At 71.5% G+C, this 14,235-nt stretch carries 10 protein-coding genes; 5 read left to right on the plus strand and 5 right to left on the minus strand.

Annotated features, from left to right (window positions below; translation table 11 throughout):
- Window positions 1-13: 13 nt before the first annotated feature.
- On the minus strand, window positions 14-670 hold the full coding sequence (locus tag SD460_RS42485) for a hypothetical protein (RefSeq protein ID WP_290055875.1): 657 nt from the start codon (window positions 668-670) through the stop codon (window positions 14-16).
- 122 nt (window positions 671-792) lie between these two features.
- Between SD460_RS42485 and SD460_RS42490 the strand changes: the two genes are divergently transcribed.
- From SD460_RS42490 to SD460_RS42500, 3 genes are all read left to right on the plus strand, one after another.
- The gene (locus tag SD460_RS42490) at window positions 793-3,729 is read left to right on the plus strand and encodes an AfsR/SARP family transcriptional regulator (RefSeq protein WP_318307617.1); all 2,937 of its coding nucleotides are present in this window, start codon (window positions 793-795) and stop codon (window positions 3,727-3,729) included.
- A 480-nt stretch (window positions 3,730-4,209) separates the two neighbouring features.
- Window positions 4,210-5,433, plus strand: a complete 1,224-nt coding sequence (locus SD460_RS42495; protein ID WP_318307618.1) for a DUF8814 domain-containing protein — start codon at window positions 4,210-4,212, stop codon at window positions 5,431-5,433.
- A 224-nt stretch (window positions 5,434-5,657) separates the two neighbouring features.
- The gene (locus SD460_RS42500) at window positions 5,658-6,887 is read left to right on the plus strand and encodes a glycoside hydrolase family 88 protein (protein ID WP_318307619.1); all 1,230 of its coding nucleotides are present in this window, start codon (window positions 5,658-5,660) and stop codon (window positions 6,885-6,887) included.
- Window positions 6,888-6,925: 38 nt separating this feature from the next.
- Here the strand turns inward: SD460_RS42500 and SD460_RS42505 are convergent, their stop codons facing one another.
- Window positions 6,926-7,381 (minus strand): DUF4396 domain-containing protein, encoded by a 456-nt coding sequence (locus SD460_RS42505; RefSeq protein WP_290055871.1) that lies wholly within the window; start codon window positions 7,379-7,381, stop codon window positions 6,926-6,928.
- Window positions 7,382-7,653: 272 nt separating this feature from the next.
- Between SD460_RS42505 and SD460_RS42510 the strand changes: the two genes are divergently transcribed.
- Window positions 7,654-8,670, plus strand: coding sequence for an autoinducer 2 ABC transporter substrate-binding protein (locus SD460_RS42510; protein ID WP_318307620.1), 1,017 nt, complete (start codon window positions 7,654-7,656; stop codon window positions 8,668-8,670).
- Here SD460_RS42510 and SD460_RS42515 read toward each other — a convergent pair whose 3' ends face one another.
- The 3 genes from SD460_RS42515 to SD460_RS42525 all read right to left on the minus strand — a co-directional run bounded on the left by SD460_RS42515 (window position 8,671) and on the right by SD460_RS42525 (window position 12,420).
- Entirely contained in the window at window positions 8,671-10,239 is a 1,569-nt protein-coding gene (locus tag SD460_RS42515) for an esterase-like activity of phytase family protein (RefSeq protein ID WP_290055869.1), read from the minus strand.
- A 91-nt stretch (window positions 10,240-10,330) separates the two neighbouring features.
- Window positions 10,331-11,659 (minus strand): DUF6923 family protein, encoded by a 1,329-nt coding sequence (locus SD460_RS42520; RefSeq protein ID WP_318307621.1) that lies wholly within the window; start codon window positions 11,657-11,659, stop codon window positions 10,331-10,333.
- The gene (locus SD460_RS42525) at window positions 11,656-12,420 is read right to left on the minus strand and encodes a bestrophin-like domain (protein WP_290063119.1); all 765 of its coding nucleotides are present in this window, start codon (window positions 12,418-12,420) and stop codon (window positions 11,656-11,658) included. The genes SD460_RS42520 and SD460_RS42525 overlap by 4 nt, the downstream gene beginning before the upstream one ends.
- 409 nt (window positions 12,421-12,829) lie before the next feature.
- On the opposite strand from SD460_RS42525, the gene SD460_RS42530 reads away from it, so the two are divergent.
- Window positions 12,830-14,233 (plus strand): family 2B encapsulin nanocompartment shell protein, encoded by a 1,404-nt coding sequence (locus SD460_RS42530; protein ID WP_318307622.1) that lies wholly within the window; start codon window positions 12,830-12,832, stop codon window positions 14,231-14,233.
- Window positions 14,234-14,235 lie beyond the last annotated feature (2 nt).

The following is a 14,235-nucleotide window of genomic DNA, read 5'->3' on the forward strand; positions in this document are numbered from 1 at the left end:
CAGGTGGACGCGGTCAGGCCGCGAAGTCGGTGAGGCCGTCGCTGCAGGACTTCAGGTCCGGCTTGGCGGTCGTGTAGTTGGCGACGCAGACCTTGTAGAAGACCCAGCCGCCGTGCGGGATCGAGACGGCCTTGTCGACCTTCGTGCCCTCGCCACCGGAGTTCCAGACGTAGAACGGCCCGGCGCCGCCCTTGAGCCAGTAGGCGACGACGGCCGAGTAGCCGTCGGCGTTCGTGTCGTAGACCAGGAAGTGCGAGTCGGACGAGCGGTACTGCCCCTCGCCGGCGCAGGCGTCCGCGCACTGGGCGCTGCCCGTGCCGACCCCGCAGTCCGGCGCGATCCGCGTGTCCGAACCGGTGTAGACGTAGGTGTCCGAGATGTACCCGCCGAGCGCGGGCACGTAGTCCCAGAGCGTGCTGGTGCCGTAGGTCCCGGTCACCGAGGTCCCGGTGACCTGGCAGTCGATGGCCACGGTCGCGCCGTTCGCGACGGTCTTGACGGCCGTGGCGCTCGCGGTCGGCGCCCGGCGGACGTTGAGCGGGTCGCCCGCGGTCTTCACGGTGCCGCTCGCCGCGGCGGACGCCTCGAACGCGCCGCCGACCGCGAGCGCGCCGACCGCCGCCACGACCACCCCGAGTCCGGCGATACGCCGGAGGTTCAAACGCTTCATGGCGGGAGCGTGACCGCGGCCCGTACACGTCTCGTACAAAGCGCCGCCTCACGCGCACGCGCGCGCACAGACACTCCGAATGGATCTATCGCCCGAGGTCGGAGCGGTCATAGCATCCGGTCATGGGGGAACTCATCGGGCAGGTTGAGACCACCTCGCTGACCATCCGCGTCCTCGGCCCGCTGGAAGTCACCGCCGCCGGGCAGGTGGTCGCGCTGGGCGGGCCGAAGCCCCGGCTGCTGCTGGCCGCGCTGGCCCTGCAGCCGAACGTCGTCGTGTCCACCGACGTGCTGGTGGAGGTGCTGTGGCCGGAATCGGCGCCGCGGTCGGCGGCGGCGAACATCCGCACGTACGTCCATTCGCTGCGAAGACGCTTCGCCGAAATCGACCCCGGCCTCGGCGAGCGGATCAGCAGCCGCGCGTCCGGCTACCTGCTGACGGCGTCCCCGGCCGAACTGGACCACCTCGCCTTCGCCGCGTTGGCCGGCGAAGCGCAGGAAGAGCTCGATCACGACCGCGCCGAGAGCGCTCTCAAACTCCTCGACCGGGCCGACGCGCTGTGGCGCGGTGAAGTCCTCGAAGGACTCCCGCACGACCACAGCTGGGGAGCGACCGTCGCCCGGCTCGCCGAACTCCGGCTTTCGGTGCAGGAACAGCGCCTGCGCGCGCGGATCGGCCTCGGCCGCTGCGGCGAGGCCGTCGCCGAGCTGCGCGGCCTGGTCACCGAACACCCGCTGCGCGAAGAGCTCTGGGCGCAGCTGATCGTCGCGTTGCGCGCCGCGGGCCGGACCGCGGACGCGATCGAGGCGTACGAGTCGGCCGAGCGCGTCCTGCGCGAAGAACTCGGGGCCGAACCGGGTGCCCGGCTGCGCGAGCTGCGCGCGACGCTGGTGCCGGAGACCGTCCTCGCCCCGCGCCTGGCCGACGTCGCCCCGGTCTGCCAGCTGCCGCTCGACCTGCCGGACTTCACCGGCCGCGACGACGTCATCGGCGAAGTCACCGCCTTGATGCGGGAACGGGCCGCTTCCGGCACCCCCGCCGTGATCGTGCTTTCGGGCGCGCCCGGGGTCGGGAAGTCGGCGGTCGCCGTCCGGGTCGCGCACGCGGTCCGCGAGGAGTTCGCCGACGGCCAGCTGCACGTCGACCTGGCCGGCACGTCGTCGTCGCCGCGGGCGCCGATGGGTGTGCTCGCCGAGCTGCTGCACGCGCTCGGCGTCCCGGACGCGGGCCTGCCGCGGGAACCGGCCGAACGGTCGGCGCTGCTGCGGTCGCGATTGGCCGGGCGGCGGATGTGCATCGTGCTCGACGACGCCGGGAGCGCCGCCCAGGTCCGGCCGCTGCTGCCCGGGGCCGGCGCGTGCGCGGTACTGGTGACCAGCCGGCTCCGGCTGCCCGGGCTGGCCGGCGCGAAGGCGGTCGACGTCGACCTGCTGCCCGAGGCCGAGGCCGCGCGGCTGCTGCAGGGCATCGTGGGCGCCGAGCGGGTGGCCGCCGAACCGGAGAGCGCGGCGGCGATCCTGCGCCAGTGCGGGCACCTGCCGCTGGCGATCCGGGTGGCCGGCGCGAAGCTGACGCACCGGCCGGGCTGGACGCTGCGGCTGCTGGCCGACCGGCTGCGCGACGAGCACCGGCGGCTGGACGAACTGCGCGTCGGCGACCTCGCCGTGCGGGCGAGCGTGACGCTGTCCTACGACCTGCTGCCGATGTCCGCGGCCACCGCGTTCCGCGGGCTCGGGCTGCTCGGGCCGGTCCAGTTCCCGCCGTGGGCGGTCGCGGCCGTGCTCGGCCGCCGTGACGCCGAGGACGTGCTCGACGTGCTGGTCGACGGCCACCTCGTCGAGCTCGTCGGCTCCGATTCGGCGGGTCAGCCGCGGTACCGGCTCCACGACCTGCTGCGCGTGTACGCGGTGGAGCTGGCGTCGCAGAGCGATGCGGAAAAGACGCGGGCTTCGCTGCGCCGGGTCCTCACCGGTTATCTCGGGCTGGCCCTCGAAGCCGCGCGCCGGATGCCGCTGCACTTCTTCGGCAGGTACCGCGACGAAGAGCTGCCGTGCCCGCCGGTGCCCGCCGACGTCCTGCCCGACGACCCGGCGGCGTGGTTCGCGGCCGAACGGCACACCAGCGTCGCGGCGGTCTCCCTGGCCGCGGAGAACGGCTTCGACGACCTGGCATGGCAGCTGGCGTCGGCGCTGACGCCGTACTTCGACCTGCGCGGCCACCAGGACGACTGGCACAGCACGCACCTGATCGCGCTGGCCGCGGCCCGCCGGACGGGCTCGCTGCGCGCGGAGGCGATCGTCCAGCGCAACCTCGGGCAGTACCTGCTCTACCAGGACGAATACGCCGGTTCGCGGGTGGCGTTCGAGGAGTCCCGGGCGTTGTTCGAGCGGGTCGGCGACGCGCAGGGGGTCGGCATCGCGCTGACCGGGCTCGCCACGATCCTGCGCATCGAGGGCGAGGACGACCGCGCGCTCGACCACTGCCACGAGGCCCTGAAGTTGTTCGCGGAAGCGGACGACCCGCACGGCGAAGCGGTGGCGCGCATCGGCGCGGGCGCGGTCTGGATGTCCCGAGGCTGCTACGCGGCGGCGAAGCGCTGGTTCACCGACGCACTGGAGCTGTCGGCGTCGATCGGCGACCGGCACCGCGAGGCGCACGCGTTCAAGCGCCTGGGCCTGCTGTTCCAGCACCAGGGCAACCTGGCGGCGGCCCGCGAGCACGTCGACCGCGCGATCGCGATCTTCACCGACCTCGGCGACGACCACTGCGTGGGCTACGCGAACCAGAACCTCGGCGAGCTGTGCCTGCACAGCGGCGACTTCGCGCACGCGCAGCTGCTGCTGGTCAACTCCCTGTCGGTGCACCGCCGCAACGGCGACCGGCGGTCGGAGGCGGAGGTCTCGCAGCTGCTCGGGGAGCTGCACCGGGCGCTTTCGCAGCCGGAGCGGTCCCGGGACTATTCCGAGCGCGCGCTGGCGATCTGGCGCGAGCTGTCCTCGTCCCGCCCGGCGCCGGCTCCCGCCGTTCCCACCGAGCCCCCGCACATCGTTTCGGCCTGACGCGCGGGTTTTGCCGGGCCACCGGCGGCCCTGACCTCGCGGCGGCGAGCCCGGCCGAAGGTCGCGAATGACTCATTCGGGACCCCGGAGGTCCCCAATGACCCATTCGCGACACCACAGCAGCCGGCACCACCCGACCTCACCGGCAACACCGGCCCGAGAGCGTCATGAACGGGTCGTTCACCGCGCCGGACGACAGGGTCCCAGCAAAGTCGCGGCAGCTCGCTCCGCAGCGGCTTCGCCGACGTCTTGAATGACTCATTCAGGTCTCCGGACGTCCTGAATGACTCATTCAAGACGCCGCAGGCCCGTCCGGCGCCACTCGCCACGGCCGGAGCCCTGTGCCCGACGACATGAATGAGTCATTCACGACACTTCGCGGGCCGCACAAAGGCGTGGCTGTGCTTGTACGGATCATGTACGCCGCCCCGCCAGTCTTTCGCCACGTTCGAGTGAACAGGTGCGAAGGGAGAACCGGGGATGATCCGGATCAGGAAGGCCGGCCGCGTGACCGCGGTGGTTCTGGCCGCGGGGGCGGTGACGGCGCTGGCCGGAGCCCCCGCCCAGGCCGCGACGAAGACCGGCGGCGCGAGCTGGACCGCCGATATGTCCACTGTGGACACCGACGACGTCAACGTCGCCGCGGCCGGGGGAACGCTGACGCTGGCCGATGCCGCGTGGCACAGAACCGCGCGGGTTTTCGCCGGCAGTGAAGGCAGTCTCACCACCGCCGAGCACGCGCTCGGCTCGGCCGCCAACCGCGTCAGCGCGGAGCTGACCGCCGACACGCCGAAGGGGACGTCGATCGACGTCGACGTCCGCGGCCGGACCGGGGTGAACGACTGGACCGAGTGGACGCCCGCGGGCACCACGCTCAAGAGCGCCGTCAGTTCCGTGCAGGTGCGCATCAGCCTGCACAGCACCACCGACGGCGTCCGTCCGTCGGTGCGGAACGTCAAGCTCAGCGCGGACAACGCGCCCCAGGTCAACGCGCTGGCCGAGACCGCCGCGCTGACGTACAAGGTCTACGGCACCCGCGAGGGCCTGATCGGCGGCACCACCGCGAACGGCCACGTCATCACCAGCCGGGACCACTTCGTCGCGCTGCCGTCCGGGAAGGGCCTGTCCGGCAAGGGATCCGGCACCTACTCCGTGCGCGTCTGCCGCACCGACGGCAGCAAGTGCGAGTACGCGCCGGTGTGGGACGTCGGCCCGTGGAACGAGCAGGACGACTACTGGAACCCGGCGTCGGTCCGGACCAAGTTCAAGGACCTGCCGCAGGGCCAGCCCGAGGCGTACGCCGCCTACTACAACGGGTACAACGGCGGCAAGAGCGGCCTCGGCTACAAGGTGGCGAACCCGGCCGGCATCGACCTCGCCGACGGCGTGTTCTGGGACGGCCTCGGCATGTCCGACAACGGCAACGTGAACGTCACCTACCTGTGGACCGGCTCCGGCCCGACCGGTGTCGTCAGCACCGCGGGCGACCCGATGAACGTCCGGGCGAGCGCGAGCACCTCGGCCGCCGTCAAGGGGCTCGCGGCGAACTACGCCAAGGTGAACATCGAGTGCTACGTCGAGGGCGACACCGTCACCGGCAAGTTCGGCACCAGCAACATCTGGGACCGCATCGGCCCGGGTCACTACGTGTCGGACACCTACCTGCAGACCGGCTCCGACCTCCCGGTGGCGCCGAAGTGCTGAAGCCCGGCTCGAGTGAGCCTCGATCATCGCGTGGTTGACTGCCCTCACCCCCGCGATAACAGCGAAGGCCCGGTGTCCCCCACCGGGCCTTCGCCCTTTTCTCCGCCATTCCGCTCACCGGGACATCAATTCACCAGCGTGAATGCGAGTCCGCCGGGTGTACAACGCCGGGGTGACCGTGTAAAAATTCCGGGCACTTTCCCCACACGGAATGGCGGTCCCCTGTGAGCGTTTCCCGGAGAACCCTGCTGACCACCGCGGCCGGTGCCGCGGTGGCCGCGAGCACTTCGACCCCGGCTTCCGCGGCCACGCCCGAACCTTCCGACCTCGCCACGACGATCCGGACGCTCCGCCAAGCGGCCGATTACGCGGTGGCCAAGCTGCGCGCGGTGGCCCCCGGCGTCACCGCGTTCCCGGTCGGCACGAAGTTCGAGAAATGGACCTTTTCGCAGAACGGCGACTGGGTCGGCGGATTCTGGCCCGGTCAGTTGTGGCTGGCCTGGCTGCACACCGGCGAGGAACAATTCAAGACCCTCGCGCTGGCGTCCGCGGAAAAGCTCGCGCCACGCCAGAACGACACCGGAACGCACGACCTGGGCTTCCTCTTCTACCCCTCGTGGGTGACCGCGTGGCGGCTCACCGGCGAGGAGAAGTGGCGCGCGGGCGCGATCCAGGCCGCGTTGTCGCTCAGCAAGCGGTACAACCCGGCCGGGAAGTTCATCCGGGCCTGGGGTTCGCTGACCGACCCGAACAACGCCGGCCGCGTCATCATGGACACGATGATGAACCTGGACCTGCTGGCGTTCGCGAGCACGCAGACCGGGGACCCGAAGTACCTGGACATCGCGGTCGCGCACGCGAAGACCGCGCAGCAGAACTTCCTCCGCCCGGACGGTTCGACACCGCACGTGTTCGACTTCGACCCGGTCACCGGCGCGCCGATCGGGCCGAACACCGTGCAGGGCTACAGCCCGGCGTCGTGCTGGTCGCGCGGGCAGGCGTGGGGCGTCTACGGCTTCACGACGATCCACCGGCGCACCGGGGACGCGGAGTTCCTGACCACGGCCCGCCGCCTCGCGGACTACGCGCTGTCGCAGCTGACCGCCGACCACGTGCCGGTGTGGGACTACCTGGCGCCGCAGGCCCCCGACGACGTCAAGGACGCCTCCGCCGGCGTGATCATGGCGTGCGGCCTGCTGGACCTGGCCGAGCTCACGCACCGGCCGCGGTACCGGGACAGCGCGCTGCGGATCCTGACCGCGGTGTCGCGGACGTGCCTGACGACGAAGTCCGCCCGCGCCGACGCGACCGTCGCCCGCTGCACCCGCAACCGCCCGGCCGAGGACGGCGTCGAGGTCTCGCTCCCCTACGCCGACTACTACCTGCTGGAGGGCATCCTGCGGGTGCTCGACCGGCACAAGGTCGACCGAGCGGTCGACCTTTCGAGCGTGTAGCCGCGTCCGGGGAGGCCGCCACCTCCCCGGACGTGCTTTCAGTGCTGGTGGTGCGCGTGCACCTTGGCGTGGCCGAGACCGCGCCCGATCATCCACTTGTTGACCGGCACCGTGACGACGAACGCGATCGCCAGCGACAGCGCCAAGGCCAGCCAGAACAGGAAGCTGGCCAGGCCGGCGTCCATCGCCCCGGGAATCGCCACGACCACGGTGTTGTCGATCAGCTCCATGACGGCGATCGACACGGTGTCCGCGGCCAGCGCGACCTTGAACGCCGCCGGCAGGTTCAGCCCCGACTTCAGGACGCCCCGCATGGTCAGGCCGTAGCCGAAGACGAAGGCCAGCACGATCGACAGCACCACGGTCGCCGCGTTGTGCAGGCCGAACGCCGTCCCCAGCACCATGCCGAGCACCTCACCGATGGCGCAGCCGGTCAGGCAGTGGAGAGTCGCCTGGATCGCCGTCGCCCACGAAGCCCCGCGCTGTTCGTTCATGGCGGCGACTATACCCCCAGGGGGTAAGTCCCGCGAGTTCCGCGGGTCACACCTCGAGCGTCCGGCGAGGGGGGCACGGAAGGACAGACCGCCGTAGCCCAGCGTGACCGACACCGCCGACCAGGCGATCTTCTTCCGGTTCACCCCGGAGCAGAACTCACTTCCGTAACCCTTTGCGCACATCCCGTTGACCTCCGTTACGCGGGGCCTTACCGTTCGCCCTTGGTCTCCACCGGGCGCAGACCGTCCGAAAGTCGTGAGGAATGGGTGGGATGCGAGGGCCGACGAAGACCTTCCGGCTGGTCGCGGCGATGGCGCTGGGGGCCGTGCTCGCGCTCGGGGGCTGCTCGGACCAGCTGGGCAGCGCGCCCGCGCCGGCCCCGACCCGGGTGGCGTTCGTCCCCAAGATCGGGGGCATCCCGTACTTCGAGGCGATGGACACCGGTGGGCAGGAAGCGGCGAAGCAGCTGGGCGTGACGTGGTCCACGAGCGCGCCGGCCAGCGTCGACCCGGCCGCCCAGGTGACCATCCTGCGCGAGCTGATCGCGAAGAAGGTCGACGTCATCGCCGTGGCGCCCAACGACCCGGCCGCGCTGGCCGGGGTCATCGGCGAGGCCAGGGCGAAGGGCATCCACGTCCTGACTTCGGACACCGACGCGCCGGGTACGCAGCGTGAGGTGTTCGTCAACCAGGCCACCGCCAAGGGCGTCGGCACCGCGCTCGTCGACGCGCTGATGAAGAAGACCGGCGGCGCCGGCCAGTACGCGATCGTCTCCTGCGGCCCGGCCGCCGCGAACCTCAACGCGTGGATCGCGGTCCAGAAGGACTACGCGGCCACGCAGTACCCGAAGGCCCAGCTCGTCGAGACCGTGTACGCGGGCGAGGACGAAGCCACCGCGACGCACCTCGCCAAGGAGCTGATGGCCCGCCACCCCGGGCTGACCGGGCTGATCGGCGAGTGCACGACGTCGGCGCCGGGCGTCGCGAGGGCCGTGCGCGACGCGGAGAAGATCGGCCAGGTGTTCACCGTCGGCGTCGGGACGCCGCAGGCGATCAAGCCGTTCCTGCTCGACGGTTCCTGCTCGCAGTCGGTGCTGTGGAACGTCGAATCGCTCGGCTACCTCACCGCGTGGACGGCGAAGCAGGTCGCCGACGGCAAGCCGCTGCAGGCCGTCAACAAGGTGAGCCTGGAGTTGCCGGCGGTGAAGTTCGACGCCCCGTCGAAGACCGTCCTGCTGGGCGATCCGCTGCTCATCACCGCCGACAACGTCGACCAGTTCAAGTACTAGCTAGCGCACCTCGATCGTGACCGTCGCGGTGCTCGTGGCGGCCGGCAGCCTGGTGGTGTCGACGGCCAGGTACTCGCCGTCGTCCTGGCGCCCGTCCGGCAGCGTCTTCGGGTGCAGTGCGTACGGCGGGGCCGCGTTGGTCACGCCGTCGATGCCGAAGTCGTTGTCGTTGCTGATCACGAGCGTCCGGCCGCCGTCGGTCGTCGCGACGCCTTCGACCTTGTCGTGCCCGAAGAACCCGCCGCTCGGGTCCAGGCCGGTCACCAGCGCGCCGAGGTCCAGGTACAGCTTCTTGGCCACCGGCGTGATGCCGGCGGCGGCCAGGTCCGCGGTCGCCTGGGCCGTGGTGTCCTTGCCGACGTAGGCGTCGATGCTCTTGCCGCCGACGAGCACCCCGCCCTTGACGGCGTCGTAGCCCGCGGCCCGCGGGCCGACGTCGGTGGCACCGGTCAGGTCGATCTCGTACAGCTTCTTGACGGCACCCGGTTCCGGCTTGCCGTCGCGCTCGTCCACCAGGAACCGCGTCGCCGACAACGCGGTGATCTCGCTGACCGCGGTGCCCGTCGTGTCCGGGTCGTCGAGCAGGTAGAGGTACTCGTGCGTGGCGCGGGTCCGCAGGTCGACGGTGACGATCCGCAGCGTGGTGACGTTGCCCGGCTTCTTCGTCAGGTCCGGCTGCTGCAGCGCCGACTGCATGACGCCGACCAGTGTCCGGCCGTCCGGGGTGAGCGCGAGGCCTTCCATGCCCTTGTTCGGGACGCGGTACTTCAGCTCGCCCGGCAGCGACCCGTCGTACGGCGAAAGGCGTTCGAGCGCGCGGCCGTCGCGGCCGAAGTGGGTGAGGAACGGGCCGTACTCGTCGGACACCCAGAACGTGCCGTCGCGCTGGGCGACCAGGCCTTCGGAGTCGTAGCCGTTCGCCGACTTCGGCAGGACGTTCCCGGTGAGGTCGACGATCGTCTCGCCGGTGTCCGCGAGCGGGCTGACCTGGCCGTTGTACGGCGTCCCGTCCGCGGCGCGCAGCGGGATCGTCCTCTCCAGCACGGCTTTCCCGGCCCGCAGCCGGAACTTGCCGATCGCGGGCGTGAACGCGGGCAGCGGCTCGATCTTGCCGCCGGCGGGCGCGTCGACGTTCGGGCCGCGGTCGGTGAGGCCGTAGAACTCGTCCCGGGAGCCGGGCACCGGCGTCAGCGCCGAACCGTAGGCGCCGCCCCTGATCTCGACGCCGCCGATCGTCGCCAGCGGCGGCAGGTCCGTCGGGTAGAGCTTGACCGCGTCGGAAACGGTGTAGGTGAAGGAATCCCGGCCGGTGAAGCCGGGCGCCGGGGTGTAGTGGAAGGTCCCGTCGGCGCCGATGGACACCGTGCCGTGCGCGGCCGGGGTGTGCCGCACCACCGCCGTGGCGGACCGGTCGTTGCCGAGCACCCCGCCCCGCAGCGGCTGCCCCGCGCGGACGCGGTAGTGGTCGTCCTTCGCCCGCGGGCCGTGGTCGTGGGCCGCGGCCGGTCCCGCCGTCACCAGCGGCAGCGCCAGGACCCCGGCCACCAGTGCGATTCGTACCCGCTTCATCCGGTTCTCCTCCTCCGGCGCGGCGATCGCGCCGGAGGAGGAGTCTGAGCGGCCGAAGTGGACAACGGCCGTCTTCGAGAAGGCCGTGGCCTTAACGGTGCCGCCGGCCGTGCGCGGCCGCCGCGCCGCCGCCGAGCACCAGGATCAGGGCGGTCAGGCCCCAGCGGCGTTTTTCCTGGGTCCGCCGGCCGGTGTCCTCGACCACCGGCTTCGGTTTCTCGGTCGGCCGCGCGTGCGGTGACGACGTCGGTGGCGGCGCCGGGGTCGACGCCTTGGGCTGGACGACCGGCGCCGGGGCGGGCACCGGGGTCGGAGCCGGTGCGGCCGGCTGCTCGACCGGCGGTGGTCGGGGCGGTGGCGGCGGTTCCGGCGCCGGGGTGGTCGGGGTCGGGGGGTTCGGCGGTGGGGTGTTCGGGGGCGGAGTCGGCGCGTTGGGAGGCGGGGTGTTCGGGGGTGGGGTCGGCGGCGGCGTGTTGGGTGGTGGCGTGTTGGGCGGTGGCGTGGTCGGGGGCGGGGTGTTCGGCGGTGGCGGCGGGAGGGGCGGGGGTGCTTCGGTGAAGCAGCCGGCCGCGTCCCCGCTCACCAGCACCGGCCCGGTCGCGACCTCGACCGCCGGGCCCGAGCCGTCGCGCGGCAGGCGGTAGGTGACGCTGCGGTGCCCGTCGCGGTTGGCCGTCGCGTAGATCGCGCCGGGCCCGAGCACGACCGACCCGTACGCACCGCCCGCGGGGAACCGCAGGCCGGGGACCGGGACGACCTTGCCGGTCGCCGGGTCGAGCGTGACGACCGCGTCGTCCCCGCGCGAAGTCGTCGAGACGCCGTGGAGCAGTCCGTCCACCGGGTCGTAGGCGAAGTCGTCGACGCCCACGGCCAGCGACACCGGGCGCAGCGCCGTGCGGTGCACCACCCGCAGGTAGTCCGGCGAAGCCGGGTTGATGTCCATTGTGTACAGATCGCCGTCCTGCCGGACGTACCAGCGGTTCCCGGCGATCGCCCCGGCGGTGGCGCCGGTGACCAGGCTCCACACCGGACGCACCGCGCCCGCGCGGCCGATCACGCCCAAATCCGTGACGGTTCCCTGGGCGTCGATGCGGACCGCGTGCGCGCCGCGGTCGTACCGGCCGTCGCGGGTGCCGTCGGCGACGCCGTAGACGACGCCCTGCGCGGCGGAGTACCCCATCGCGTTGATCCAGTACCCGGCCCGCGTCAGGCGTTTCGTGGCGCCGCCGGGCATGTCCAGCAGCCGCAACGTCGTCGGGGCGCCGCCGCGTTCGTTCTCCGCCTGCAGGATCGTGCAGCGGTCCGGTGCCTGGGCCGCCGGTGGCCGGGACGGCGCGAGCCAGCCCGTCGCCGCCAGCAGTGCCGAGACCGCGGCGGCGACGCCGAGCATCGCGGCCCAGCGGGCTCGCGTGCCGGTCAAGCCAGCCGGTCCAGCGCCGTCGTGAACGCCTCCGGCGGCACCTTCGCCCCGCCGCTGAACGGGTTCTGCAGTTCGTGGATCGCGAAGAGCAGCAACGTGATCGTGCCGGCCAGGGTGGACACGATGATGATGTGCGCGGCCAGCCGGGTGCCGCCGAAGAGGTTGGGCAGCAGGATCGCGGTGATCAGGCTGCCGAGGATCAGCGCGAACCAGACGACCGCGCCGACGCCGCCGCCACCGGAGTTGGCCAGCCGCTGCTGGCGGGCCTGGTAGACCGACCAGAGCTGGTTGCTCGCCTCGGTCTTGCGGTCGATCTCCCAGTCGCCGTCGACCTCGGCGGACGCGACCGCCTGCCGCATCTGGTCGAGCTGCGTCCAGCCGGTCGAGGGGATCGCGCCGCCGTCGGCCAGGCGCGGCCACTCCTGCTCCTCGACCGTGCGCGCATACGCGACGGCGAGCTGGCGCACGCGGTCCTTGGTGTCGGCGGGCAGCGCGTCGGCCGCCCAGGTGGCCGCGACCAGGCTGTCGGCCTCGGTCTGCGCGTCCTGGCTCGCGGAGCCGACCGAGTCGAACAGCGAGATGAGCACGAACGCGACCAGCACCGCGTGCAGCCCGCCGACGATGGTGAACACCTGGCCCGCCGCGTCGTTGTTGTCGGGCCGGCCTTCGTCCCAGCCGAACCGGCGGACCAGGTAGGCGATCAGGCCGCCGACCACGGCCGCGCCGGCCACCCAGAGCCCACCGGTCACGAAGATGTTCATCAACGTCCTTTCCCCGCCGGGGCTTTTCGCCACCGGGATCGACCCAAGTTAGTCACCGGTTTCCGGCCGGACAACCGCACATTGTTCGATTCATCCGGGTGGCCTCACCCGGGCCGCGTTCATCGCCGGTTCGGCCCAGTTCGCCCCCTTCGGACGGCGACCACCACTCCGGCCGGCGACCAGTCATTCCCCTTATGAACAGGGCACTTCCCGACCGGGTGACGGTCGCGCACCCGGGGTGACGAACTCTCCTCGGCCGAGGCGCGGAATGGTGGCGCTCGCGTCGTCAATCGACGTCGACGACCCGATCGTGGCATTGTGCGTCGGCAGGCCGTTGCTATGTTGATTCCGCGACTTCGCCAGGCAGCGCGAATTTCACTCCGACGCGAATGATTGGGTGGTTTTGGTTGTGACTGTCACCGACCCGGCGAACACCGAACAAGCACCACAAAGCCTCGGCCGGGCCGCCGCCCGCACCCTCGCCACCACCACCAAATCCCTCCCCCAGATGCAAGGCATCTCCACCCGCTGGCTCCTCAAAGCCCTCCCCTTCACCGACGTCACCGCCGGCTCCTACCGCGTCAACCGCCGCCTCTCCTACGCCGTCGGCGACGGCCGCGTCACCTTCACCACCACCGGCACCCACGTCCGCGTCATCCCACCCGAACTCGGCGAACTCGCCCCCCTACGCGGCTACGACGACGAAACCGTCCTCACCGAACTCGCCACCCGCTTCACCCAACACCACTACCAACCCGGCGACACCCTCGTCGAATTCGGCTCCCCCGCCGACCAGGTCTTCCTCATCGCCCACGGCAAAATCACCAAAATCGGCACCGGCGCCTACGGCGACCACACCACCCTCGCCACCCTCGCCGACGGCGACTACTTCGGCGACACCACCCTCACCCACACCGACGGCATCTGGGAATTCACCGCCAAAGCCGTCACCGCCTGCACCGTCCTGACCCTCCCCCGCACCGCCTTCGACGACCTCCTCACCCACTTCCCCACCCTCCAACACCACCTCGACACCTACCGCGCCCGCGGCACCGCAGCAGCCAACGACCACGGCGAAGCCGAAATCACCCTGGCCTCCGGCCACGACGGCGAACCCCACCTGCCCGCCACCTTCGTCGACTACGACGCCGCACCGCGGGAATACGAACTCTCCCTCGCCCAGACCGTCCTACGCGTGCACTCCCGCGTCGCCGACCTCTACAACCAGCCTCACAACCAGATCGAACAACAACTCCGCCTGACCGTCGAAGCACTACGGGAACGGCAGGAACACGAACTGGTCAACAACACCGACTTCGGGCTCCTGCACAACGCCGACTTCGCCCAGCGCATCCCCACCCGCACCGGCCCACCCACCCCCGACGACCTCGACGAACTGCTCACCCTGGTCTGGAAAGACCCCGCCTTCTTCCTCGCCCACCCCGCCACCATCGCCGCGTTCGGCCGCGAATGCTCCCAAGCCGGCCTCTACCCCACCCCCGTCGACCTCGGCGGGCACCAGGTCCCCGCCTGGCGCGGCATCCCGCTGCTGCCCTGCAACAAAATCCCCGTCTCCGACACCCGCACCAGCTCCATCCTGCTCATGCGCACCGGCGAAGCCGCCCAAGGCGTGATCGGGCTGCACCAGACCGGCCTGCCCGATGAATACCAGCCCGGGCTCAACGTGCGGTTCATGGGCATCAACGACCAGGCCGTCATCTCCTACCTCGTCTCCGCCTACTACTCCGCCGCCGTCCTCGTCCCCGACGCCCTCGCCGTGCTGGAAAGCGTCGAACTCGGCCGGGAACACTGACC

This window comes from Amycolatopsis solani, assembly GCF_033441515.1.
GTDB lineage: Bacteria > Actinomycetota > Actinomycetes > Mycobacteriales > Pseudonocardiaceae > Amycolatopsis > Amycolatopsis solani.

What these genes read in the sequence shown, in the direction of transcription:
- SD460_RS42525 (WP_290063119.1), bottom strand. Translation starts at nt 12,420, where the DNA reads ATGAACATCTTCGTGACCGGTGGGCTCTGGGTGGCCGGCGCGGCCGTG.
- SD460_RS42510 (WP_318307620.1), top strand. Translation starts at nt 7,654, where the DNA reads ATGCGAGGGCCGACGAAGACCTTCCGGCTGGTCGCGGCGATGGCGCTG.
- SD460_RS42495 (WP_318307618.1), top strand. Translation starts at nt 4,210, where the DNA reads ATGATCCGGATCAGGAAGGCCGGCCGCGTGACCGCGGTGGTTCTGGCC.
- SD460_RS42515 (WP_290055869.1), bottom strand. Translation starts at nt 10,239, where the DNA reads ATGAAGCGGGTACGAATCGCACTGGTGGCCGGGGTCCTGGCGCTGCCG.
- SD460_RS42505 (WP_290055871.1), bottom strand. Translation starts at nt 7,381, where the DNA reads ATGAACGAACAGCGCGGGGCTTCGTGGGCGACGGCGATCCAGGCGACT.
- SD460_RS42485 (WP_290055875.1), bottom strand. Translation starts at nt 670, where the DNA reads ATGAAGCGTTTGAACCTCCGGCGTATCGCCGGACTCGGGGTGGTCGTG.
- SD460_RS42490 (WP_318307617.1), top strand. Translation starts at nt 793, where the DNA reads ATGGGGGAACTCATCGGGCAGGTTGAGACCACCTCGCTGACCATCCGC.